21 protein-coding genes and 4 pseudogenes are annotated in these 22,174 nt (G+C 70.3%); 13 read left to right on the top strand and 12 right to left on the bottom strand.

The features are described 5' to 3' along the window. The first annotated feature begins 165 nt into the window (after positions 1-165). On the top strand, positions 166-663 hold the full coding sequence (locus ACIRJT_RS17460; protein ID WP_403910013.1) for a nuclear transport factor 2 family protein: 498 nt from the start codon (positions 166-168) through the stop codon (positions 661-663). Beyond that, entirely contained in the window at positions 660-1,802 is a 1,143-nt protein-coding gene (locus tag ACIRJT_RS17455; protein WP_403910011.1) for a cytochrome P450, read from the top strand. The genes ACIRJT_RS17460 and ACIRJT_RS17455 overlap by 4 nt, the downstream gene beginning before the upstream one ends. Positions 1,803-2,018: 216 nt before the next feature. On the opposite strand, the gene ACIRJT_RS17450 is transcribed toward ACIRJT_RS17455, so the two are convergent. The 4 genes from ACIRJT_RS17450 to ACIRJT_RS17435 all read right to left on the bottom strand — a co-directional run bounded on the left by ACIRJT_RS17450 (position 2,019) and on the right by ACIRJT_RS17435 (position 6,154). Next, positions 2,019-2,276, bottom strand: a complete 258-nt coding sequence (locus ACIRJT_RS17450; protein WP_403910008.1) for an acyl carrier protein — start codon at positions 2,274-2,276, stop codon at positions 2,019-2,021. A 46-nt stretch (positions 2,277-2,322) separates the two neighbouring features. Beyond that, on the bottom strand, positions 2,323-3,537 hold the full coding sequence (locus ACIRJT_RS17445; RefSeq protein WP_403910006.1) for a ketosynthase chain-length factor: 1,215 nt from the start codon (positions 3,535-3,537) through the stop codon (positions 2,323-2,325). Then, positions 3,534-4,805, bottom strand: coding sequence for a beta-ketoacyl-[acyl-carrier-protein] synthase family protein (locus tag ACIRJT_RS17440; RefSeq protein WP_403910004.1), 1,272 nt, complete (start codon positions 4,803-4,805; stop codon positions 3,534-3,536). Before ACIRJT_RS17440 ends, ACIRJT_RS17445 begins: the two co-directional genes overlap by 4 nt. A 116-nt stretch (positions 4,806-4,921) precedes the next feature. Then, positions 4,922-6,154 (bottom strand): sensor histidine kinase, encoded by a 1,233-nt coding sequence (locus ACIRJT_RS17435; protein WP_403910001.1) that lies wholly within the window; start codon positions 6,152-6,154, stop codon positions 4,922-4,924. 633 nt (positions 6,155-6,787) lie between these two features. Here ACIRJT_RS17435 and ACIRJT_RS17430 point away from each other — a divergent pair. Further along, on the top strand, positions 6,788-7,585 hold the full coding sequence (locus tag ACIRJT_RS17430; protein ID WP_403909997.1) for a BTAD domain-containing putative transcriptional regulator: 798 nt from the start codon (positions 6,788-6,790) through the stop codon (positions 7,583-7,585). Between the two features lie 131 nt (positions 7,586-7,716). Here the strand turns inward: ACIRJT_RS17430 and ACIRJT_RS17425 are convergent, their stop codons facing one another. After that, entirely contained in the window at positions 7,717-8,088 is a 372-nt protein-coding gene (locus ACIRJT_RS17425) for a hypothetical protein (RefSeq protein ID WP_403909995.1), read from the bottom strand. Here ACIRJT_RS17425 and ACIRJT_RS17420 point away from each other — a divergent pair. Continuing rightward, complete coding sequence (locus ACIRJT_RS17420) at positions 8,087-9,061, top strand: DUF6615 family protein (RefSeq protein ID WP_403909992.1); 975 nt, start codon at positions 8,087-8,089, stop codon at positions 9,059-9,061. The two genes, ACIRJT_RS17425 and ACIRJT_RS17420, sit on opposite strands and share 2 nt — an antisense overlap. Positions 9,062-9,766: 705 nt before the next feature. On the opposite strand, the pseudogene ACIRJT_RS17415 reads toward ACIRJT_RS17420, so the two are convergent. Continuing rightward, positions 9,767-9,919, bottom strand: a pseudogene (locus ACIRJT_RS17415) (chorismate synthase); the annotation flags it as partial. A 433-nt stretch (positions 9,920-10,352) separates the two neighbouring features. On the opposite strand from ACIRJT_RS17415, the gene ACIRJT_RS17410 reads away from it, so the two are divergent. Both ACIRJT_RS17410 and ACIRJT_RS17405 read left to right on the top strand, forming a co-directional pair. Continuing rightward, a complete protein-coding gene (locus ACIRJT_RS17410; RefSeq protein ID WP_403909989.1) occupies positions 10,353-10,586 on the top strand; it encodes a hypothetical protein in 234 nt (77 codons plus the stop codon). Then, positions 10,583-11,598: pseudogene (locus tag ACIRJT_RS17405) on the top strand (MFS transporter). The gene ACIRJT_RS17410 and the pseudogene ACIRJT_RS17405 overlap by 4 nt, the downstream one beginning before the upstream one ends. Before the next feature lie 85 nt (positions 11,599-11,683). On the opposite strand, the pseudogene ACIRJT_RS17400 reads toward ACIRJT_RS17405, so the two are convergent. After that, positions 11,684-12,544 (bottom strand): annotated as a pseudogene (locus ACIRJT_RS17400) (helix-turn-helix transcriptional regulator). A 362-nt stretch (positions 12,545-12,906) separates the two neighbouring features. Here ACIRJT_RS17400 and ACIRJT_RS17395 point away from each other — a divergent pair. Then, positions 12,907-13,038, top strand: coding sequence for a hypothetical protein (locus tag ACIRJT_RS17395; protein ID WP_403909987.1), 132 nt, complete (start codon positions 12,907-12,909; stop codon positions 13,036-13,038). A gap of 77 nt (positions 13,039-13,115) precedes the next feature. On the opposite strand, the pseudogene trxB reads toward ACIRJT_RS17395, so the two are convergent. Continuing rightward, positions 13,116-14,106, bottom strand: a pseudogene (gene trxB / locus ACIRJT_RS17390) (thioredoxin-disulfide reductase). Then, on the bottom strand, positions 14,103-14,516 hold the full coding sequence (locus ACIRJT_RS17385) for an arsenate reductase ArsC (protein WP_403909984.1): 414 nt from the start codon (positions 14,514-14,516) through the stop codon (positions 14,103-14,105). Before ACIRJT_RS17385 ends, trxB begins: the two are co-directional and overlap by 4 nt. Positions 14,517-14,608: 92 nt before the next feature. Here ACIRJT_RS17385 and ACIRJT_RS17380 point away from each other — a divergent pair, with 92 nt between their 5' ends. Genes ACIRJT_RS17380 through ACIRJT_RS17365 form a run of 4 tightly spaced genes read left to right on the top strand, consistent with a single transcriptional unit; the run spans position 14,609 to position 17,212 of the window. Continuing rightward, positions 14,609-14,917, top strand: coding sequence for a helix-turn-helix transcriptional regulator (locus tag ACIRJT_RS17380; protein ID WP_030585793.1), 309 nt, complete (start codon positions 14,609-14,611; stop codon positions 14,915-14,917). Next, positions 14,914-16,020 carry an ACR3 family arsenite efflux transporter gene (arsB, locus tag ACIRJT_RS17375; protein WP_403909981.1) on the top strand — a complete coding sequence of 369 codons (1,107 nt, stop codon included), beginning with the start codon at positions 14,914-14,916 and terminating at the stop codon, positions 16,018-16,020. The genes ACIRJT_RS17380 and arsB overlap by 4 nt, the downstream gene beginning before the upstream one ends. Next, the gene (locus ACIRJT_RS17370; RefSeq protein ID WP_403909978.1) at positions 16,020-16,160 is read left to right on the top strand and encodes a hypothetical protein; all 141 of its coding nucleotides are present in this window, start codon (positions 16,020-16,022) and stop codon (positions 16,158-16,160) included. The genes arsB and ACIRJT_RS17370 overlap by 1 nt, the downstream gene beginning before the upstream one ends. After that, complete coding sequence (locus tag ACIRJT_RS17365; RefSeq protein ID WP_403909975.1) at positions 16,157-17,212, top strand: ArsO family NAD(P)H-dependent flavin-containing monooxygenase; 1,056 nt, start codon at positions 16,157-16,159, stop codon at positions 17,210-17,212. The genes ACIRJT_RS17370 and ACIRJT_RS17365 overlap by 4 nt, the downstream gene beginning before the upstream one ends. Before the next feature lie 17 nt (positions 17,213-17,229). Here the strand turns inward: ACIRJT_RS17365 and ACIRJT_RS17360 are convergent, their stop codons facing one another. The 3 genes from ACIRJT_RS17360 to ACIRJT_RS17350 all read right to left on the bottom strand — a co-directional run bounded on the left by ACIRJT_RS17360 (position 17,230) and on the right by ACIRJT_RS17350 (position 19,294). Beyond that, positions 17,230-17,508: a TIGR02391 family protein gene (locus ACIRJT_RS17360; protein ID WP_403909972.1), complete on the bottom strand. Its 279-nt coding sequence runs from the start codon at positions 17,506-17,508 to the stop codon at positions 17,230-17,232. A gap of 198 nt (positions 17,509-17,706) precedes the next feature. Next, positions 17,707-18,063, bottom strand: a complete 357-nt coding sequence (locus ACIRJT_RS17355; protein ID WP_403909969.1) for an ArsR/SmtB family transcription factor — start codon at positions 18,061-18,063, stop codon at positions 17,707-17,709. 151 nt (positions 18,064-18,214) lie between these two features. Then, the gene (locus ACIRJT_RS17350; protein ID WP_403909966.1) at positions 18,215-19,294 is read right to left on the bottom strand and encodes a flavin-containing monooxygenase; all 1,080 of its coding nucleotides are present in this window, start codon (positions 19,292-19,294) and stop codon (positions 18,215-18,217) included. Between the two features lie 114 nt (positions 19,295-19,408). On the opposite strand from ACIRJT_RS17350, the gene ACIRJT_RS17345 reads away from it, so the two are divergent. After that, positions 19,409-20,806, top strand: a complete 1,398-nt coding sequence (locus ACIRJT_RS17345) for an NAD(P)-binding domain-containing protein (RefSeq protein ID WP_403909963.1) — start codon at positions 19,409-19,411, stop codon at positions 20,804-20,806. Next, on the top strand, positions 20,803-22,086 hold the full coding sequence (locus tag ACIRJT_RS17340) for an MFS transporter (protein ID WP_403909960.1): 1,284 nt from the start codon (positions 20,803-20,805) through the stop codon (positions 22,084-22,086). Before ACIRJT_RS17345 ends, ACIRJT_RS17340 begins: the two co-directional genes overlap by 4 nt. The last annotated feature ends 88 nt before the right edge of the window (positions 22,087-22,174 follow it).

Raw genomic sequence — 22,174 nt, 5'->3', positions numbered from 1 at the left:
GGCCGCCCGGCCACCCGGGCCGCGAGGTCGCCGGGCCCAGCCGCTCGACGGCGCGTTGAGCGTTCCTCCAGACGTCGTGAGGAAGCTCCCGTTCGTGGGCCACTGCGACGCGGTGGGCCCGAGACCGACCGAACAGGCCCGCAAAGGGAGCCGAAGGGAGCCGGTATGACGCTGCCGTCGCAGGACACGGAACGATCAGAGCAGGCGGAGCACGCACCAGACACGGAACGGTCCGTCACCGCGGACCTGTACCACCAGGTCCACAGCTTCTACGCACATCAGATGCAGCTGCTCGACTCCGGGCAGGTCGAGGCGTGGGCCGAGACGTTCACCGAGGAGGGTGTCTTCAGCGCGAACGCGCACCCGCGGCCCACCCGGGGGCGCGCGGCGATCGTCGCCGGTGCCAGGGCCGCCCGGGCCCGGCTGGCCGAGCAGGGTCTGCGCCACCGGCACTGGCTGGGCATGGTCGACGTGGAGCCGCTCGCGGAGGACCGGTTGCGGGTGCGCAGCTACGCGCTCGTCCTGGCGATCGCGCAGGGCGGCCCCGCCACCGTCCACGTCCACACCACCTGCGACGACACGTTGGTCCGGGTGGGCGGCCGGTGGCAGGTCAGCACACGGCTCGTGGCCCGCGACGACCTGACGGCGGAGCCGGCGCGGTGACCGGGCTGCTGCGGGTACCGCTCGCCGAGAGCCCGATCGCGGTCGCCGATCCCTATCCGGGCCTGGACCGGCTGCGCGAGGCGGGGCCCCTGGTGCGGGTGGAGACCACGTTCATGGGCGAGGTGTGGCTCGTGACGCGGTACGACCTCGCCCGTGAACTGCTCGCCGATCTGCGGTTCAGCCGGCGCAGGGACGACGACGGGCCGGTGGCCGCCGTCGACTCCGACCCGCCGGACCACACCCGCATCCGGCGCCTGGTGCGCAAGGCGTTCACCCAGCGCCGCGTCGAGGAGCTGCGGGACTGGGTGCAGGGGCTCGTGGACGGCATGCTGGACGGTCTGGAGACCGACCGTCCGATCGACCTGCTCGACCGGTTCGCGTATCCGCTGCCCATCGCGGTCATCTGCGAGATGCTCGGCGCCCCGGCCGAGGACCGCGCCGATGTGCGGGCCCGTACCGAGAAGATCCTCGCCGGTGAGGTCGAGGAGAACCGCGAGGACGTCTACGACCGGACCAAGGAGTACATCGTCGACCTCATCGCGCAGAAGCGGCGCGATCCGGGGGACGATCTGATGAGCGGGTTGATCGCGGCACGGGACGGCGGGGAGCGGCTGAGCGAGCCGGAACTCGTCGAGCTGGGCATCGCGCTCATCGCGGCCGGCTACGCCACCACGACGAATCTGATCGGCAACGGCGTCCACGCGCTGCTGACCAACCCCTCTCAGCACGCCCTGCTCAGGGAGCGCCCGGAGCTGATCGGTTCGGCGGTGGAGGAGTTCCTGCGCTACGAGAGCTCCTTCAGCGCCGCCGGGCAGATCGCCCGGGAGGACGTGCAGGTCGAGGACATGTCCATCCGCAAGGGCGACGTGCTGCTCGTCTCCTTCTGCGGCGCGAACCGCGACCCCGCGAAGTTCCCCGATCCGCACCGCCTCGACATCACCCGCGAAACGGCCGGGCATCTGGCCTTCTCGCACGGGATCCACCACTGCCTCGGCGCCCCGCTGGCGCGGATGGAGGCGCAGGTGGCGATCGGCACACTGGTGCGGCGCTTCCCCGGCATCCAGTTGGCGGGCCCCACCCGGTGGCGGGAGAACATCATGCGCGGGCTGCACGAGCTCCCCGTGGTCCTGGAGGGCTGAGGGTTCCCGGCCGGGACGTGACACAGCACGGTGCGGGCCGGAAGGAGACCTCCTTCCGGCCCGCACCGTTCCGCCGAAGAAGACCGGCGCGAAGGCGGCACACCCCTGGGCCCGCTCGTCGGGGGGGGCGAGGGACGCGCGGGTGCGGTGACCGGCGCGGCGGACGCCCCGCGCCGGTCGCCTCTCCCCCGCCCGTCCACAGCTCCCCGCGCGCCCTTACGCCCGGTCGAGAGCGTGTCCGTTGATGTACTCCACCAGCTGCCGGGGAGTCGTGACGTCCTTGAAGACGTCGTCCGGGAGCGTCACGCCGTACACCCGCTCGACGCGGCTCTGTGTCTCCAGCAACGCCAGTGAGTCGTAACCGAGTTCCGTGAACAGGCGGTCCGGCACGTCCTCCAGGGAGGTCGCGGTCTCGTCCTCCCCCGCGCACTCCCGCATGATCTCGTGCAGCTCCGGCAAGGTGATCTCTCGCATGACTGACTCTCCTCGGGGTCGTGGTGGGCTCGGCGTCGTAGGCGCCTCAGTGCGCTCCGCGCAAGACGGTCGCGGCGTTGAATCCGCCCGCTCCGCGGGCCAGCACCAGGGCGGCGCCCGACCGCCACGGCCTGGGCGCGCCGGTGACGAGATCGATGTCGTACTCGGGCGCGGCCGGGCCCACGTCCGCGGTCGGCGGAATGACCTTGTCGCGCAGGGACAGCAGGGCGCAGGCGACGTCGACCGGCGCCGCACCGGAACTCATGCGTCCGGTCAGTGCCTTGGGGACGCTGACGGGGACCCCCCGGGGCCCGAAGACCGCGGTGACGGCCTCGGCCTCCGCCCGGTCGGCCGCCGGGGTGCCCGCCCCGTCGGCGAAGACCACGCCGATGTCCGAGGGGTCCGTCCCACTGTCCGCGAGCGCCTCCTCCATCGCGCGCCGCAGTCCGCAGGCGCCGCCGTGCCGGGGTGCGGCGTCGAACGTCGCCGCGTATCCGGCGATCTCGCCGTACACCCGGGCCCCCCGGTCCCTCGCCCGGCCGGCGTCCTCGACGACGAGGATGGCCCCGCCCTCGCCCGGCACATGGCCGTCCGCTCCCGGAGCGAAGGGGCGGTAGGCGTTCTTCGGGTCGTCGCTGGTGCTCAGGCCCCCGCCGGCCATGCGCGCCACCCAGCCGTACGGGTTCAGGGAGCTCTCCACACCTCCGCACAGCACCATCGGGGTGCCCTTGCGGATGTTCCGGCGGGCCTGCTCGAACGCGTCCAGGCCACCGGCCTGGTCGCTGACGAGGACGCCCGACGGCCCACGCATCCCGTGCCGGATGGACAGCTGGCCGGAGTTGACCGCGTAGAACCACGCGAAGGACATGTAGACGCTGACGTGGGCCGGGCCGGAACTCCACAGCGCGGCCAGCTCACGCTGTCCGTACTCGAAGCCGCCCGACGCCGCACTCGTCGCGACGCCCATCTCCTGCGTCTCGTACGTCCCGGGGCGCACTCCGGCATCGGCGAGCGCCCAGTCGGAGGCGGCGAGGGTGAGCTGGGTCATCCGGTCGGTCTGCGGGATGAGCCTGCCGGACAGGTGCTCCTCGGGGACGAAGTCGGCGATCTCGCCCGCCAGCGTGGCGGGATACCTGCTCGCGTCGAACCGCCGCACCGGCCGGATGCCGGACCTGCCCCGCAGGGTCGCCTCCCAGAACGGTCCGAGTTCGAGACCGGTGGGTGCGGCGACACCTATCCCGGTCACCACTGCCGCTGTCACGCTTCCCCCTTCTCCGGACGGGCCAGCACCATGGCGCTCTGGAAGCCGCCGAATCCGCTGCCGACGCTGAGCACGGCCGAAAGCCGCCGGTCGCGGGCCACGAGCGGCACGTAGTCGAGATCCAGTTCCGGGTCCTGCTCATGGAGGTTGGCGGTCGGCGGAATGACGTTCTGCTCCATGGCCAGGGCGCAGGCCGCGATCTCGATCGAGCCGATGGCGCCCAGGGAGTGGCCCACCATCGACTTGATGGAGCTCATGGGCGTCCGGTAGGCGTGCCGGCCCAGACCGGTCTTGACTGCCGCCGTCTCGTGGCGGTCGTTCTGCTTGGTGGCGGTGCCGTGCGCGCTGACGTAGTCGATGTCCTGCGGGTTGAGGCGGCTCTCGTCGAGCGCCGCGGTGATGGCCGCCGCCAGCTCCGCGCCGTCGGGACGCAGCCCGGTCATGTGGTACGCGTTGCTCCGGGACGCGAAGCCGGTGATCTCGGCGTAGACGCGCGCGCCCCGTGCGCGAGCGTGTTCCAGCTCCTCCAGGACGAGCATGGCGGCGCCCTCGCCGAGCACGAAGCCGTTACGGGTCCGGTCGAAGGGCCGCAGCGCGTGCTCCGCGTCGTCGTTGCGCGCCGAAGTCGCCTTGATGGCGTCGAAGCAGGCCACCGTGATGGGGGTGATCGGGGCGTCGGTGCCCCCGGAGACCATCACGTCGGCGCGGCCCTCCCGGATCAGGTCGCAGGCGTGCCCGAGCGAGTCGAGCCCCGAGGTGCAGCCGGCCGAGACGACCGTGACGGGCCCTTGGGCGTTGACCTCCCAGGCCACCTCGGCGGCGAGCGAACTGGGCACGTAGTAGTCGTGGAGGTGCGGGGTCGCGTACGCGTCGTCGACGAGCCAGTCCTGCCCGGTGTCGCTGAGGACGACGTACTCCTCCTCCAGACGGACGGTGCAGCCCACGGCGCTGCCGACGCTCACGCCGACCCGTGCGGGGGTGAGACCGCCCACCTCGACACCGCTGTCGTCGAGTGCCTCACGGGTCGCGACGAGCGCGAACTGCGCGGCGCGGTCGAGCCGGCGGATCTCGCGGGCGGAGAGCCCTTGCCCTGCCGGGTCGAAGTCGACCTCCGCGGCGATGCGGGAGCGGAAGGCCGACGCGTCGAAGGCGGTGATCAGCCTGGTCGCGCTCCGTCCGGCACTGATCGTCTCCCAGAACGCCTTGGCGCCCACCCCGCCCGGAGCGACCACGCCGAGGCCGGTGATCACGACCCTGCGGCCGCTCATCGCTCCCTCCCCGCGGTACTCGTGCTGCTCTGCATCCCCATGGGCCTCTGCTCTCGTGATCGTCGAGGAAGTGACGGATCGAGCCTGCGTGCGGCCCCTGGAAGGTCACTCGAAAATCACAGGAGGTCGGCACCGCGCGCCGCTCGCTCCCGGCCTCGCCCATGCTTCACGGGCTGCGACAGCCGTATGCGGCCGAAGCCCGCGCCCGTGGTCAGCGGCACCCGGACGGCCAGCTCGAAGGTCCCCTTCTCGGGGGCGTTGACCGCGAAGACACCACCGAGCGCCTCCACCCGGGCCCGGAGGTTGCCGATGCCGCTGCCGCCGCCCTTGTCGAGGGCGCCCAGGACGCCGGGCTTCGCGTCGACGCCGTCGTTCCACAGGACGAGCCAGACGTGCCCGTCCTCCCGCCAGGCGTCGATCCGGCAGGTCTTCGCCCCGGCGTGCCGCAGGATGTTGGTCAGCCCCTCGCGCAGCACGGTGGCGAGCAGCACATCGACGGTGGGCGGCGGTTCGCCTGCCTCCACACGGCTCTCCAGACGGATACCGAGAGCGGCGAAGAGGGACTCCATCATCCGCAGTTCGGTGGCGAGTGACATCGCGACATGCCCCCGGGCCACGGCGCGGACGTCGGCCATGGCCCGCCGGGAGGCATGCAGGACGTCGCGTACCTCCTCCCGGGCGCGTTCGTACTCCTCCGGTATCAGCCGGTAGGCCAGCTCTCCCTTGACCGTGATCGTGGAGAGGCTGTAGCCGAGCAGGTCGTGCAGGTCCCTGGAGACGCGCAAGCGCTCCTGCTCGATGACGAGTTCGGCCAGTTCGACACGTGCCGCGTGCGCCTCCCGGACCAAGCGGGTCAGGCGCGACATACCGAAGACCACGGCGTTGGTGAGCACCGTGGCGACGGTGGTGCAGGCGATGTCGCCCAGCGCGTGGCCGAGCGCGACGAGGGCCAGCCCCGAGGCCAGGACGACGAGGAAGAAGAGCGACCAGGCCAGGGCCGGTCTCAGATGCAGCAGAATCGATCCGGCGAGGAAGCCCGGCATGCCGAGCCACGCGTCGTGGAGGAAGAGGAAGGGGACATAGGTCAGGACGGCCTGGGCGGCGAGCGCCAGGACGACCCACCGGCGCCCGGCCGGCCGCAGCCCCGGAAAGGTACTGCCGACCTGGAGCACCAGGAGCAGTGCGAGCAGGAACAGGTCCGTGCAGGTTTCGAGCGGTGAGGGGCCGGCCCGCAGGACGAGGGTGACGGCCACTCCGAAATGGCCCAGCAGAATGATTCCAGTGATGGACACAGCGATGCGCGGCGCCGGATCGTGCGCCTCCGCGGTCTTCGAATCCGGTACGTTCATGAGCCTGCGAACCCCCACCTAGGGCCTCTCGTTCGGATCATGCCGGGCTCGCGGGCCCCGGCACGTGCACCTGCGGCGCTGTCGTCAGTCGCCCATGCTCCGCAGTGACTCCCCCCTCCGCCTCGCAGCCGCACGCACCGGACCCCGCTCCTGGATCAGGCCTGGTCCGGCCCGATCCGAACGAAAGACCCCAGTAAGCGTGTTGTGTGGCTGATACCGACATCTGACAGGCCCGCGCACCGGCGGTGCGGCGCCCGGCGGGCCGTAGCCGGGCGGGCCGGGATCAGGACGCGACCGGCGCGCTCTCGGAGGGGATGGGGATCTGCGCGGTCGGCGGCGGGTCGGTGCGGTCGTTCAAGAAGACTCCTGTGCCACGTGGGGAAGTTGTGAATCAACGCGCAGGTCACCCGAGTCTGCACCGGATCCGGCCATCCGCACCAGTGCGCTCGTCACACCCGCCGACCGGGAGAACGTCACGGATCCGTCCGGTGGATTCCCCGGGGGCGTCCGGGACACCGGCACTGGTGGAAATCTTGAGGTCGGGTGGAGGCTCGGTGAGGGCACCGGCCGTGACAGCGGCCGCGGCCCCGACCACGAGTCGCCGGCGCGAACTACCACCCCGGACGGAGTTCCATGAGGTTCAGCCTGCTCGGCCCCTTCGAGATCCTGAGTGACGAGGGAAGGCCGTTCGCCCTTCGCTCCCCCAAGGTTCGGCAGGTGCTGGCCCTGCTGCTCGCGCAGCCGCACGGGGTGGTCCCGGTCGAAACACTGATCAGCGAGCTGTGGGGCGAGCACCCCCCGCGCAGCGCTCTGACCACGCTGCAGACGTACGTCTACCACGCACGCAAGGCTTTCAGCCACGAGGGCATCGCACCGGGTCGACAGCTGCTGGTCACGTCACCGCCCGGCTACCGCATGGACGTCCACGACCACGAGGTGGACAGCATCGTCTTCGAGAACCTCGTCAACCAGGTCAGGACGGAGCTGCGCGACGGCAACGACGAGGCGGCGGCCCGCCATCTGCGGCACGCGCTGGGGTTGTCCCGCGGCAGGGCGCTCGCCAACATCGAGGTCGGCGAGGTGCTGTCGGCCCACGTCGCCTACCTGGAGGAGCTGCGCCTGCGGGCGACGGAGCTGTCCATCGAGACGGACATCAGGCTGGGTCGGCACCGGGAACTCCTGCCCACCCTGCGGGCTTTGGTCAAGGAGCATCAGCTCAACGAGTGGTTCCACGGCCAGCTGATCTCGATCCTCAGCATCTCCGGCCGGCGGGCCGAAGCCCTGAAGGCGTATCAGGACCTGCGCCGCGTTCTGGACACCGAACTGGGCCTCGAACCGTCGGAGGAACTCCAGCGACTGCAGCGCGCGGTACTCGACTCGTCGGGCGTCGACAGGCCGGACCTGATACGGCCGTACTCCATGCACTCCTGATGGCGGACCCGGGTGGATGCCGCCGGTGAGCAGAGAATCATCGGTCAGGGCCCGGCCGGTGAAGCGGCCGAACCATGGACGCGCCCCGCTTACGACGACGTGGTGTTCGGCCTCCCCGCCTGGCTGGGTGGCTACGGGGCCTTCGACCTGTGCCGCCAAACGGCATGCTCCAGTGCACCCTGGTCGTGCCCGAGAAGCGCGGCGGCTTCCTCGTACACCGTGCGCAACCGGTCGTACGGGAGATCCGGAACACCAGCATCCACGGCGAAGGCGCGCAGATGTACGTCAACGGCGACGTGCGAACGGCCGACGAGATTGGCCATGTAGTCGACGCTCTTCGGACCCACCCCCCGCACCGTGCGCAGAGCGGCGCGATTGGCCTGACGATCGAGCCACGCGTGGAGGTCCTCGCGGGTATCGACCTCAGTGAAGAGCGCCGAGCCAGCCGTCCGACTCACGCAACGCCCCGTGCAGATCGCTCCCTTGTGGAAGAGTGCGACCATGGCGATAGAGAGTCTCCGCGCCCTGTGCACGGCCATGGACACGGCAGCGGTAGAGACCTGGGGGCGCATCGAGTTCGGGCGTCTTCCCGGGCGCAGGTTCGATGAGACGGCTGTCACGGACAACCTGCTCTTCACGCTCCAGAACCAAGTCCCTGGATTGCTGACTTACCAGAGCAACCAGGTGCAGGAGCGGAATACGGGCGCAGACTGGGAGTGGTGGATCGGAGACGACCAAGCGGGGTGGATCTGCCTTCGCATCCAGGCCAAGCGTGTCTACGAGGACAACACCTACCGGATGCTGAAGCACCGTGGAGCTGGCGAAGACGCTTTCCAGTACGACACGTTGATCAAGGGATGTAACCCTGATCAGGCCCGCTACGCGTTTCACGTCTTCTACAACGGCTGGCCCGAGGGCACTTTCGAGGAAGGGACGTACTGGGCGCCACCGGCCCAGTGGAACGCCTGCCCGGGGCTGAGTTCGTACAAGGACTGCAAGCACGCCGAGCCTCGCCACTACGGCTGCGCCATCATCTCCACCCCGGACGTCAAGAAGCTCAGCGACGTCGACGTCGACAGCGCCGCACCCGCCGCTACCAGATTTCGCGTGCAGAGGTACCTGTCAGCGGCCGTCCCCTGGTCGTACGCCTTTGGGTTCCCGCCTTGGGACTCCAAGCGGGAGGAGGAGCGCTGGCACCCCAGGTTGGACCGCGGTGACTGGGTCGACCGTATCCACGGAACGCTTGATGTGCTCACCCGGCGAGGTGGTGCCCGCGGGGCACGGGACGCCTCGGGGCACCTCGGAGAGATCCCGATCGATCGAGACCAGCGGACCTTCGAGCTTCCGCCGTACGTCGAGGCGATGCGCAGGAGCGCCCCGGGGCGCTTCGAGCCGACTTCCGAGGACGAGGCGCCTGCCGCGCCTCAAACGGTGATCGTCGAGCGGAAACCGAAGCGGGCACGGAAGCGGAAGTAGGAGCACTTGGGTGGAGGAGGATCGCCCGACGCGGTCGAGGACGGCACGCGAAGTCGAGGCTGGAAGTCACCGGACGCCGGACCGGACCAATATGCCCCCAGCAGAAGAAGCGTGGCCCCCGCTGCAACGGAAATCGCCTTGTCGCCCCTACTGCGCCCGGGCGAAGCCGAGCATCCTGCCCAACGGGAGTGGGCATACGCCCGCAACTTCCTTGCCCGCCATGACGGGTCCGCAATTCCGGTCTATTTTTTATTTCGGTGACGGATGATCAAAGTGGAAACAAAGACGAAGGCCAGGCAAATGGCCAGTATGGGGAGAGCCCACCCCTCGGGCACCCATGACCCTTTTCCTTCGGATGCGAAAACCCACATGGAGTTCCTCTCGTAAAAGCCCGAGGGGCGGGCCCGTTTCCCACCCTCCAGAGCGACCCCGATTCCACCGCCGGTCGCCGCACCTCGTAGGCATGTGATGTCGACTGCTGTACCCGCTGCGAGACCGAACGAGATTCCCGCTGCCCTGCCCAGGTCTCCGTAAACTCGCGCGTTCCAAGTTCTTCCTACCGTATCGGCATCGTGTGCGGCCTGGCCGGAGAGGTCGGGAGGGCAAGCGGGCCCGAAGAACCGCACCTCGGCGTTGACCGCCCGGTGCAGGAGGGTGAACCCGTCGTAGGGACGAGATGAGACCAACCGGCACGGGAACGCCGCACCGGACTCCACGCCCATGGCCGAGACGTCGCAGGGCCGGATGGTCCGCTACCGCCCGTGTGGTGATGGGGACGCCGGCGGGCAGCCCTTGCGAGGTCGCCACCAGTGCGGGACCGCGGGACTCTCCCGCGGCAGGCCAGCACAAGCTGCTCAACGGTGCCACCCCTCCAAGACAGGCCGCGGACCGTCACGGGCACCGTTGTCCACGTTCGTGCGCACGCCGCTGCCCCTGCACATTTCCGCTATCAGGAAGGCCAGTTCGAGCGACCGCCCCCCGCCGCCGTCCAGACGTGATGCCGGGGAGGGGCAGGGTGACGCCCCATTTGGGCTGCGCGAGCGGGGAGCGGTCGCTGGAAGGCAGGAGTGGTGAGGTCCTCTCCTGGTGGCGGTACGCCCCGAGGACACAGCGACGGGAGCGGCGGGTTCAGCATCACGCTCTCCGCGTCTCCCGAACCAGCCAGGCGTTGATCCCCTTACTCGCCCTAACAGGACCAACGCCTGGCTGGCTGGCCTTCGCCCGGAGCGCCAGGGTTGTCGAGCCGACAACCGGATGGCCCCCGGATCCCGCTCGAAAGGCAACCCGTCCCATGGACAGTCCTTCCACACCTCCCGTAGCCGCCGCAGTCCAGGCGCGGTTACGCCGGGGTCCGTACGCCTCGGTCTTCCTCCTGTTGTTCTTGTTCGGGACCGAGACGTTCCTCGTATCCCCGCTGCTGCCGACGATCGCGGACGACCTCGACATCTCCGAGCAGGCGGCGGCGTACAGCGTCACCGCGTACGTACTGGTGTACGCGGTTTGCGCGCCCTCCTCGGCCTGGTGAGCGACCGCGCCGGACGCCGTCGCACACTGCTGGCCGGTTCGGTGCTCTTCCTTCTGTCGAACGTCGCGGCCGCGCTGTCCGACGGGTTGACGCTGCTGATCGTTTCGCGTGCGCTGGCAGGTGTCGCGGCCGCTGCGGCCGGTCCGGCGATCTGGGCCCCTATCTCGGAGACCACCGAGGACACCGTGTGGGGACGAGCCCTGGGCATGGCTTCTCCTGCGGTCAGGTCCTGGGCGTGCCGCTGGGCAGCTTCCTCGCCGGATTCGCCGGCTGGCGTGCCGCCTTCCTGGCCATGGCCGTCGGCACAGTCCTGGTCGTCCCGTTGCTGCTGAAGCAGATTCCGGTCAGCGCGATCCAGGCCGCCGCGACCACCGGGGCCCGCGCGGTGTTCGCCGGCTGGGGACACAGCGCGCTCCGCAAGTCACTGCTGGTCAACACCGTCTTCAACGCGGCCAACCTGGGCGCCTACACCTTCATGGGTGTGGTGCTCGTGCAGCGCTTCGACCTGTCCGTCACCGTTCTCGGCCTCGTCGGCATCCTCGTCGGCATCGGCAGCATCGTCGGCTCGACGGCCGGCGGGCGACTTGGCGACCGGGCCAGGGCCCAGGGCCGTGCGCACCTTCCCGTGCTCGCCGTATGGGGCCTCCTCCTCGCCGTGGGCATCGCGCTGGCAGTCTGGGGTCCGGGGCTGATCCTGACCCTGGCCGGGGTGACCATCTGGTTCGTGGCCAGCGGTGGGTTCGTCACCGACCAGCAGAGGCTCGCGGGTACGGCCGCTCCTGAACTGCGGGCGACCTCCAGCGCCTGGCTCACCTCGACGATGTACGCCGGTACGGGCGTGGGCGCCTGGGCGGTCGGCCTGTTCTCCGACCTGGCGCTCGGCACAGCGGTGATCGGCGTCGTCCTGGCCTTTGCGGCCGCTCTCGGTGGACTGATGGTCAGCGCTCAGCTGCGCCGGAGCAGCGGAAACGGGCCGCGCGTCGAGACTCCGGGCATGGCGGAGAAGGCCTGAGCCCGCCCGCTCGGCGGCTCGATGAGGAGAACTCGTCCTACGGCAGGGCTGAAGGCGCGGCAACCGCTCCCCCGCGGTCGCGCCCTCAGCCCGCCTTTCGTGTCGGCCCGACCGACCGCAGTGGCCGGCTCACCAGGGCCGACACCTTGACGCTGTCCTCGTGGCTCGCCGGTGTGAACAGCAGAATGAGCGCCGCCGGGTCGTCCACCGGGCGCATCGACGACAAGGACACCTTGATCGGCTCACTGCCCACAGGCGTCACCGTGACGACGCGGGTGGTGAGCTCCCCCACGGAGTGGCAGCTCCACCAGTGGCTCAACTCGGGCGCGTCCGCTGCCAGACGCCGGTACAGCTCGGCGGTCCGCCCGTCCGTCAGGTTCAACCCCGCTTGGGCGCGTCAGTGCCGGAAGACACTCATGGCAAACGGCTCCCAGTCGGTCTCCCGCAGGACGCCGCGCAGGTGATCGTCGGCCGCGACGAGCCACATCGGGTTCCGTCGGTCGGCGGGCACGACCGACGGTTCGCCCCACACCGCCGACCACGCGGCGTTCCAGGAGACCAGGTCGAAGTTCCGGTCGATCACGGCCGGGCTGGTCGGCCAGGAATCCAGGACAGGCTGGAGGGAACCGCTCGACGGGGCACGGGGAGAGGCCGACTCCGGCTCGTAGTAGCCAGCCAGACGCAGGGCATGACGCACCTCGGCGTCATCGAGGCGAAGCACTCGGCCGACGGACTCCAGCACCTGCCGCGAAGCGCTGACCTTTCCCTGCTCCAACCAGGTGTACCAGGCGATGCTGACACCGGAGAGGGAGGCGACCTCCTCCCGGCGCGGGCCCGGGGTCCGGCGACGGGACGTGGCGGGCAGGCCGACGTCCTCGGGCTTGAGCAGCGCGCGATGGGCCCTGAGAAATGCGCCGAGCTCAGGGCCGCCGGGAGGAGTTGACAGGTAGGTGGCCCCTTAGCGGGCGCCGGGGAGGAACCCGACCATCGTAGACCGCACGGCGACGGCCCGGCTGTTCTCCCGCACGTGGAAGGACCAGCCGGGCCGTTCTACGGCTCGGACGCGACGCAGGTCGTGTCCGAGAATTCCCGACCGGCTCGCCATGCCCCAGGACGGACGGCGACACCTTGCCGGTCACAGCGCCGGCTCAGCCGCGTGCGGTCAGGCGCCAGAGCCGGACCGGCATGTCGCTGGCGTGTCCCCGCTCCTGCCGGCGTCGCCGTGCGGCGTCGCCCTCCGGCTCCGAAGAAGGCCGCGCGCTTGTGAGGTTTGACCAGACTGCTGTAGTGGTCGCCGAAGGTCGCGGCGTGGAAGTGCTCGTACTCGGCCGCGCTGTCGACCCGTACGACGGCGTCGCGTTCCTCGGTGGCGACGATCCGCAGGTCCCGCCCCAACGACTCCTTCAGGCCGGCGCCTCGACTTGGCAGGACGCGGCATGAGGTCAGCCTCGCGCACTTCGTCATCGGGCGGGAGGCTCTCCCGACGAATCGTGGTCGGCCTCGTTCCGCCGGGCCGCTCAGACGGCCGCCGGCGTCTTTTCGGGCTCCGCGTCCGCCTCGGTGTCGGTGAGGGCCGCGAGGTAGCGCTCGGCGTCCAGGGCCGCCGCGCAGCCGGAGCCTGCGGCGGTGATCGCCTGGCGGTAGGTGTGGTCGACCACGTCTCCCGCACCGAACACGCCGGGGATGTTCGTACGGGTCGAGGGGGCCTCGGCCTTCAGATAGCCCTCGTCGTCCAGGTCCAGCTGACCGGCGAAGAGCTCCGTGCGCGGGTCGTGGCCGATCGCGACGAACAGGCCGGTGGCATCGAGGTCGCGCGTTCGGCCGCTGAACGTGTCGCGCAGGACGAGGCCGGACGGTGTGCCGCCCTCCGCCTTGATCTCCGCGATCTCGCTGTCGAAGGCGAAGGAGATCTTGTCGTCGGCGAACGCGCGGCTCTGCATGACCTGGGAGGCCCGCAGTGCGCTACGGCCGTGGACGACCGTGACGGAACGGGCGAACCGGGTGAGGAAGGTGGCCTCCTCCATCGCGGTGTCGCCGCCGCCGACGACCACGACGTCGCGGTCCCGGAAGAAGAAGAAGCCGTCACAGGTCGCGCAGTAGGACGCCCCGGCCCGACAGTTCGTCCTCGCGGTCCAGGTTCAGCTTGCGGTGCTGCGATCCGGTGGTCACGATCACGGCGCGGGCCCGGTGGACTGCCCCGCTGGTGTCGGTGACCGTCTTGATGTCGCCCGTGAGGTCGACGGCGACGATGTCGTCCGGGACCAGTTCGGCGCCGAACCGTGTCGCCTGGGCCCGCATGTTGTCCATGAGGTCCGGACCGACGACGCCCTCGGGGAAGCCAGGGAAGTTCTCGACCTCCGTGGTGTTCATGAGCACGCCGCCCGCGGTCACGGAGCCTTCGAAGACCAGCGGCTCGAGGTCGGCACGCGCCGTGTAGAGGGCGGCGGTGTATCCGGCGGGACCGGAGCCGATGACGATGACGTTGCGGATGTCCGTGCCGGCGCTCACTTGGACGTCTCCGGCGAGATCTCCTCGATCAGGCCCTCGACCATGGCCCTGATCTCGTCGCGGATCGGCCGCACCGCTGCCACACCCTGACCGGCCGGGTCTTCGAGCTTCCAGTCGAGGTAGCGCTTGCCGGGGAAGACGGGGCAGGTGTCGCCGCAGCCCATGGTGATGCAGACGTCCGACTCCTTGACGGCGTCGACCGTGAGGATCTTCGGCTGTTCGGCGGAGATGTCGATGCCGACCTCGGCCATCGCCTCGACGGCGGCCGGGTTCACCGCGTCCCCGGGGTTGGACCCGGCGGAGCGGACCTCGACGCGGTCCCCGGCGAGGTGGTTGAGCCAGGCGGCGGCCATCTGGGAGCGGCCGGCGTTGTGGACACAGACGAACAGAACAGAGGGCTTCTCGGACATCAGGAGGTCTCTCTCGTCACACGGTCGAATCAGGCACACATGACATCAGCGCCCGGTGGCTTCAGCATCCACTGATGTGAAAGTATCAGCCCATGATGACGTCAGTCGACACTGAACTGATCCGGGTGCTGGGCGATCCGCTCCGGCTGCGGATCGTGACCCTGCTCGCCCGCGAGACGCTGTGCACCAGTCACCTGGTGGAGGAGACCGGTGCGAAGCAGACCAACCTGTCCAACCACCTGAGGGTCCTGCGCGAGGCCGGGGTCGTGGAGACCGAACCGTGCGGCCGCTTCACGTACTACAAGCTCCGCCCGGACGTCATCGCCCAGCTCGCCGGCCAGTTCGCCGACCTGGCCGAGTCCGCCCGTACCGCCGCCGAGAACAAGAGGGCCTGTCCGTGACCCCCACGCAAGCACCCGCGACGACCGAGGAATCCTCGGTCGTCCAGAAGCTGTCCACCCTGGACCGCTTCCTCGCCGTCTGGATCCTCCTGGCCATGGCCCTCGGTCTCGGCCTCGGCCGGCTGATCCCGGGCCTGAACGACGCGCTGGCGAAGGTGGAGGTCGGCGGCATCTCGCTGCCCATCGCCGTGGGCCTGCTGATCATGATGTATCCGGTCCTGGCCAAGGTCCGCTACGACAAGCTCGACGCGGTCACCGGGGACCGCAAGCTGCTGGTCTCCTCGCTGGTCATCAACTGGATCATCGGCCCGGCCGTCATGTTCGCGCTGGCCTGGATCTTCCTGCCGGACCTGCCCGAGTACCGCACCGGCCTGATCATCGTCGGCCTGGCCCGCTGCATCGCCATGGTCATCATCTGGAACGACCTCGCCTGCGGCGACCGCGAAGCCGCAGCCGTCCTCGTCGCCCTCAACTCCGTCTTCCAGGTCATCGCGTTCGGCCTGCTCGGATGGCTCTACCTCGACCTGCTGCCCGGCTGGCTCGGCCTGGGCGAAGGCGAGACACTCGACATCTCCATGTGGAAGATCGCCCTCAACGTCGTCATCTTCCTCGGCGTCCCCCTGCTCGCCGGCTTCCTCACCCGCCGCCTGGGCGAGAAGAAGATGGGCCGCGAGTCCTACGAGGCGAGGTTCCTGCCGAAAATCGGCCCCTGGGCCCTCTACGGCCTGCTCTTCACGATCATCATCCTCTTCGCCCTCCAGGGAAAGACGATCACTTCGCAGCCGCTGGACGTCGTCCGGATCGCGCTCCCGCTCCTCGTGTACTTCGCGATCATGTTCTTCGGCAGCTTCCTGCTCGGAAAGGCCATCGGCATGGCCTACGACCGCACCACGACGCTGGCCTTCACCGCCGCCGGGAACAACTTCGAGCTCGCCATCGCCGTGGCCATCGCCACCTTCGGCGTCACCTCCGGCCAGGCGCTCTCCGGCGTCGTCGGCCCGCTCATCGAGGTCCCCGTCCTGATCGCCCTCGTCTACGTGGCCCTGGCCTGGCGCAGGAAGTTCGCCCCGTCCGCGATCACCACCAGCACCACGCAGCACTGATGCCCCACCTCGCCCCCCGCCCGCACCCCACCCTTCACGCCCTGGCCCGCTCCGCCATCCGGCCGACGGTGGAAGCAGCGCTGCGCGGGGATGTGGCGGGAGCCGAGGTGCCCGGCGTCGACGCGGCGGTGACCTGGTGACGCGAGCGGTGGACGTAGTGGTGATCGGCGGCGGCCAAGCAGGGCTCGCCGCCGCCTACTACCTGCGCCGCCAGAACCTCGACTTCGTCATCCTCGACGCCCAGCCCACACCGGGCGGCGCATGGCAGCGCACATGGGACTCACTCCACCTTTTCTCCCCGGCCGCGTACTCCTCCCTCCCGGGCTGGCTGATGCCCGTCCAGAACGGGGCGGAGTATCCGGACGCGGATCACGTCGTCCAGTACCTGTCCGCGTACGAAGAGCGCTACAACCTGCCCGTCCAACGACCGGTCCACGTAAAGGCCGTACACCGTGCTGGTGAGCAGTTGCGGGTGGAGACGGACACGGGCGCCTGGTCCGCCCGTGCCGTCGTGTCGGCGACCGGGACCTGGTGGCGACCCTTCCTCCCCGCCGTCCCCGGCCGCGAGACGTTCGCAGGCCGTCAGCTCCACACCGTGCAGTACCGCAGCCCTCGCCAGTTCGCAGGGCAACGGGTCATCGTGGTCGGAGGCGGCAACTCCGGCGCACAGATCGCCGCAGACCTCGCCCCGCACACCGATCTGACCTGGGTCACCCAACGGCCCGCGCGTTTCCTGGCCGACGACATCGACGGCCGCGCACTCTTCGACGCCGCCACCGCCCGCCGCCGCGCCCTGGACACCGGGGACACGGACACCGGGGGCGTCGCCTCGCTGGGCGACATCGTCGCCGTCGCACCGGTCCGTGCCGCACGGGATGCCGGGCTTCTCAAGGCCCAGCCGATGTTCGGCTGTCTCACCCAGGACGGTGCGGAGTGGGCGGACGGAACGAGAGCGGAAGCCGCAGCGGTCATCTGGTGCACCGGCTTCCGTCCCGCCCTGTCTCACCTCGCCCCGCTGGGCCTGCGCGGCGATCGCGGCCATATCCCCACCCACGGCACCCGGGCGGTGGGCGAACCGCGCCTGCATCTCCTCGGCTACGGCGATTGGACGGGGCCCGCCTCGGCCACGCTGATCGGCGTCGGCCGCCCCGCCCGGGATGCCAGCCGGGAGATCGCCGCCCTCCTGGGCTGACGCTTCCCCGGCCGTGGTCAGGGTGCGTCGAGGGCCGCTGTGTCCACCCAGCGCGCCAGGACGCTGAAAACCGCAAGCTGTTCCAGGGCCTCGTGCTCCGGCAACTCCGGCAGCCCGTCCTCATGGCTGTTGGGGTTCCGGATGCCCGCGAAGCAGCCCTCGGCGAAGGACATCGCGCCGCGGTGCACACTGCGGAAGGTGTCACTGCCGTCGTCCGCCATCAGACGAAGGCGAGGCTGACCGGGCTTGGCCGCGTCCTTGGAGAACACGCTCCGGAACAGGGCGGTTTCGCTCACGTCGCGTCGGGGGCCTTGTTCTGGGTCTCGGCTTTGGCCTTCCGCGCGGCGGCCGTGACCGCCTCACGGAAACGCCCACTGCAAGGCTGGACAGCTCGGCGCGAACCCATGCGATAGCGAGCTCATCAGGGCATCGTCCATGCGGCCACTGACACCGCGCAGGCGCGTTCCCAGCAAGAGTGACGACTACCGGGGACGTCAGGCCGCAGCAGACAACAGCTGGCCCATGGCCGCGAGGACGGAGGGTTCCACGCGGTAGTAGACCCACGTCCCGCGCCGCTCGGAAGTGAGGAGGCCGGCCTCCCGCAGCTTCTTCAGGTGATGGGAGACCGTTGGCTGGGAAACGCCCACGTCGGAGATGTCGCAGACGCACGCCTCTCCGCCCTCGTGCGAGGCGACGGCGGAGAAGAGGCGCAGGCGGACAGGGTCGCCGAGCGCCTTGAACATCTTCGCCGCTCGCTCGGCCTCCTCCGCGCTCAAGGGCCGTTCGGTCAGCGGCGGGCAGCACGGCACGACGGCCGGCTCCAGCACGGGCAACGACCTGGGATTCGACATACGCCTATGTTGACACACATCGAATCAGCGAGCGAGGGGGAGGCAGCCCGCGCCCGCGCCCCTGCGAGACGGTCGGGCGGGGGGGGCGAGCCAGGGGGACGCCCTGCCCCTGACTCGCCCCCACTCGCCCCCAGCCTCGCGGGTCGGCGGCTCAGAGGCCGGCGGCGGCCGGTGCCTTGCGGATATGGGCGGCCAGAGGAGGAATGACGTATTCGGCGTCGCGGCCCACACCGCGCAGGGTGTTGGAGGCGAAGGACCGCTGGAATTCCAAGCCCAGGTAGACCAGGCCGGGATGGGTCAGGGACAATCCGCCGCTGTGCAGCGGCATGCCGTCGGCGTCCAGGGCGCCGAGCGGCTTGAGATAGTCCAGACTGGGCCGGTATCCGGTGGCCAGCAGCACGGTGTCGGTCTTCTCACGGCTGCCATCGGCCCATACGACCGCATCGCCTTCGAGGGCAGTGAACATCGCGCGCCTGGCCAGATGACCGCTCTCCAGGGCCTTCCGGTAGCGACCGCTGTCCAGGACGAGGGTGCCGCCGACGTAGTGGATCAGCCAGGCCGGCGGCAGCTGGTCGAACCCGGTGGACGTCAGCCAGTGATGCACGTCCCGGCCCTCCCGTATCTGCGAGAGGAACTGCACAGGGTTGCGGCTGGCGAGCGTTACCTCAGCCACCTCCGCGAGTTCGTAGCCGACCTGGACAGCTGTATTGCCACCGCCCACGACTACGACCCTCCTGCCCGCATACGGTGCGGGGCTGCGGTAGTCGGCGGCGTGCACCACCTCACCGGTGAAGCCCTCCTGGCCAGGCAGGGCGGGCAGCAGTGGATTGCCGAAAGCGCCCGTGGCCGCGACGATCCCGGCCGCCCCCACGCTCCGGCCATCGGCGGTTGTCACGCTGAACCCGCCCCCGTCCCCGTCGCGCTCGACGCTGACGGCGCGGGTGCGCGTACGAACTTCGACTTCCAGGCGGTCCGCGTAGCGGCTCAGGTAATCGACCACCTCGTCCCGGTGGGGATAGCGGTCTCCGTCGCCGCCGAACGGCAGGCCCGGCAGGGCACTGAACCTCGCCGGGGAGAACAGGGTGAGGCTGTCGTAGTACCGCGGCCATGAACCGGCCGCATGGTCCGAGGCTTCCAGAACGACCGGCTGGAGACCCTCCCGCACCAGAGCTTCGGCGGCAGCAAAGCCGGACTGCCCACCGCCGATCACCACAACATCGCATTGCTCCATCACGCACTCACACCATTCGGGTTCGATGAATGTCTATGTTGACGTCTATCAATACAGGTGCCATGCTGGCCGTGCAAGCCATCGACGGACGTCGAAACAATCTGGGGAGTCACCGTGAACGCGCCCACCACCGCCCTGCCCACCGTGGTGATCGGAGCCGGCCCCGCCGGCCTTGCTGCCGCCGCCCACCTCACCGGACGCGGCATGGAATTCCTGGTCCTGGAGGCCGGCCCCGCAGCGGGCCGTGCGGTGCGCGACTGGGGGCACGTACGGCTGTTCTCGACGTGGTCCGAGCTCGTGGACCCGGCCGCCGAGAAGCTCCTGTCCCCGACCGGCTGGACCGCGCCCGACGGCACCACCTACCCCTCCGGCGCGGACTGGGCCGAGCAGTACCTCCAGCCGCTCGCCGACGTCCTCGGTGACAAGGTCCGCTACGGCACCAGCGTCACCGGGGTCTCCCGCCTCGGCCGCGACCGCATCGTCGACGCGGACCGTGAGCAGCAGCCCTTCACCGTCCGCACCAGGAGCACGGACGGCACAGAGGCGCGCATCCTCGCCCGGGCGGTGATCGACGCCTCCGGCACCTGGTCCACGCCCAGCCCCATCGGCGCCGACGGACTTCCCGCCCTCGGAGAGCACGCCGCCTCGGCCCGCATCTCCTACCGCATCCCCGACCTCAAGGACCCCGCCGTGCGCGCCCGGTACGCCGGCAAGCGCACCGCCGTCATCGGCTCCGGCGCCTCCGCGTTCACCGCGCTCGCCTCGCTCGCCGACGTCGCCGAGGACGAGCCCGGCACACACTCCGTCTGGATCCTGCGGCGCGGGATCAGCGGCTCCACCTTCGGCGGGGGCACCTCCGACCAGCTCCCCGCCCGCGGTGCCCTGGGCCTGGCGGCGAAGGCCGCCGTCGACGCCGGGCACGCCGACGCCATCACCGGTTTCCGCACGAAGGCAGTCGAACGCGGTGACGACAACCGTCTGATCCTGGTGGCCGAGGACGGGCGCCGCCTCGACCCGGTGGACGAGGTCATCGTCCTGACCGGCCTGCGCCCCGACCTTTCCTTCCTGTCCGAGCTCCGCCTCGGCCTGGACGAGCGCCTTCAGGCGCCCACCGAGCTGGCCCCGCTCATCGACCCGAATCAGCACTCCTGCGGCACCGTCTACCCGCACGGCCATCGCGAGCTGTCCCACCTCGAGCAGGGGGTGTACCTCGTCGGTATGAAGTCCTACGGCCGCGCCCCCACCTTCCTCGCCATGACCGGCTACGAGCAGGTCCGCTCCGTGACCGCCGCTCTCGCGGGTGACACCGAGTCCGCCGACCGCGTCGAACTCACCCTCCCCGAGACCGGAGTCTGCGGCGGCGCCGGACTCTTCGACGCCCCTGCCACGACAGAGACGGACGGCGGAGGCTGCTGCGCCCCTGAGCCTTCCGTGGTCCGGATCGGTGCTGCCGCGCCCGCCGGAACCGCGGCCGCCGAGGAGCCCACGCCGGCCGGTGGCTGCTGCGCGTGACCGAGACCGACGCCCGCGGGGCCGCGACCGGAACAGGGGACCGGTCGCGGCCCCGCGCCGTGCTCCCAGCCCTGTGTGCGACGCAGATCACCAGCTGGGGCATCGTCTTCTACGCCTTTCCCGTCCTCAACCCGCAGATCACCGAGGACACCGGCTGGTCGGCCGGGGCGACCACGGCCGCGTTCTCCCTTGCTCTGCTCGTCTCCGCGTTCGCCGGAATCCGCGTGGGCCGGATCATCGATCACCGCGGTCCCCGCACCGTCATGACGGCCGGCTCCGTCCTCGGCGTGCTGAGCATCCTCATCGTCGCCGCCGCCCCGAACCTGCCGCTGTTCTTCACCGGTTGGGTGCTGGCGGGCTTCGCCATGGCGGCCACCTTCTACCAGCCCGCGTTCGCCGCCATCACCCGCTGGTGGGCCCCCGACCACGTGCGAGCGCTGACCGTCGTGACACTCGCGGGCGGACTGGCGTCGACCTTCTTCGCACCTCTCACCGCAGCGCTGGCCGACCACCTGTCATGGCGCATGACCTACACGGTGCTCGCCGCCGTCCTCGCGGCCGTCACGATTCCCGCCCACGCACTGGCACTCGGAGCCCCCTGGCCTTCAGCGCCATCGCCCTCGACGGCCCACGCCGGCCAGTCCGCTAAGACAGCGGCCCGCAGCCGCCCCTTCCGTATGCTCGCGGTGGCACTCACGCTCTCCGCGTTCACCGTCTCGGCCGCGGTCGTCGCCCTTGTTCCTCTCCTGCTGGAACGCGGCTACTCCACCAGCGAGGCAGCATGGGCGCTCGGTCTGGGCGGCGCCGGGCAGACCCTGGGACGCACCCTGTACGCGGCCATCGCCCGCCGCACCGAAGTCACCGCCCGCACAACCACACTGATCGCACTCGGCGGCCTCACCACCGCGGCACTCGCGCTCGCCCCCGGCCCGTACGCCCTTGTGATCGCTCTCTCGGCAATCGCCGGGATGGTCCGCGGCAACCTCACCCTGCTCCAGGCCACCGCGATCACCGACCGATGGGGCACCAACCACTACGGCCGCCTGTCCGGCCTCCTCGCGGCACCGACCACCACCGCCTCCGCTCTCGCGCCCTTCGCCGGGGCCGCACTTGCGATACCACTGGGCGGCTACCCACAACTGTTCGGAGCGCTGGCGGCGGTTTCCGTTCTAGCTTCCGTATCCGCACTGCGCACGGTTCCACGAACGACGTCGGACGGCGGTACGCTCCTGCGGCGGCCCAGCGTGCCTGCGGGTCCCCCGCCCACCCAGCCTCCTTGATGCTGGGCCCCGCCCCCGACTGGAAGCACTCAGACGCGACAGCCCGCAGAAGCCGACCCGATGAACGGGCACATGACCAACGCGTGAC

This window comes from Streptomyces sp. NPDC102283, from assembly GCF_044766265.1.
In the GTDB taxonomy this organism is placed as follows: Bacteria; Actinomycetota; Actinomycetes; order Streptomycetales; family Streptomycetaceae; genus Streptomyces.
This window is presented reverse-complemented; position numbering and strand designations above follow the sequence as displayed.

What these genes read in the sequence shown, in the direction of transcription:
- ACIRJT_RS17460 (WP_403910013.1), top strand. Translation starts at nt 166, where the DNA reads ATGACGCTGCCGTCGCAGGACACGGAACGATCAGAGCAGGCGGAGCAC.
- ACIRJT_RS17450 (WP_403910008.1), bottom strand. Translation starts at nt 2,276, where the DNA reads ATGCGAGAGATCACCTTGCCGGAGCTGCACGAGATCATGCGGGAGTGC.
- ACIRJT_RS17440 (WP_403910004.1), bottom strand. Translation starts at nt 4,805, where the DNA reads ATGAGCGGCCGCAGGGTCGTGATCACCGGCCTCGGCGTGGTCGCTCCG.
- ACIRJT_RS17435 (WP_403910001.1), bottom strand. Translation starts at nt 6,154, where the DNA reads ATGAACGTACCGGATTCGAAGACCGCGGAGGCGCACGATCCGGCGCCG.
- ACIRJT_RS17430 (WP_403909997.1), top strand. Translation starts at nt 6,788, where the DNA reads ATGAGGTTCAGCCTGCTCGGCCCCTTCGAGATCCTGAGTGACGAGGGA.
- ACIRJT_RS17420 (WP_403909992.1), top strand. Translation starts at nt 8,087, where the DNA reads ATGGCGATAGAGAGTCTCCGCGCCCTGTGCACGGCCATGGACACGGCA.
- ACIRJT_RS17425 (WP_403909995.1), bottom strand. Translation starts at nt 8,088, where the DNA reads ATGGTCGCACTCTTCCACAAGGGAGCGATCTGCACGGGGCGTTGCGTG.
- ACIRJT_RS17410 (WP_403909989.1), top strand. Translation starts at nt 10,353, where the DNA reads ATGGACAGTCCTTCCACACCTCCCGTAGCCGCCGCAGTCCAGGCGCGG.
- ACIRJT_RS17385 (WP_403909984.1), bottom strand. Translation starts at nt 14,516, where the DNA reads ATGTCCGAGAAGCCCTCTGTTCTGTTCGTCTGTGTCCACAACGCCGGC.
- ACIRJT_RS17380 (WP_030585793.1), top strand. Translation starts at nt 14,609, where the DNA reads ATGATGACGTCAGTCGACACTGAACTGATCCGGGTGCTGGGCGATCCG.
- ACIRJT_RS17370 (WP_403909978.1), top strand. Translation starts at nt 16,020, where the DNA reads ATGCCCCACCTCGCCCCCCGCCCGCACCCCACCCTTCACGCCCTGGCC.
- ACIRJT_RS17355 (WP_403909969.1), bottom strand. Translation starts at nt 18,063, where the DNA reads ATGTCGAATCCCAGGTCGTTGCCCGTGCTGGAGCCGGCCGTCGTGCCG.
- ACIRJT_RS17350 (WP_403909966.1), bottom strand. Translation starts at nt 19,294, where the DNA reads ATGGAGCAATGCGATGTTGTGGTGATCGGCGGTGGGCAGTCCGGCTTT.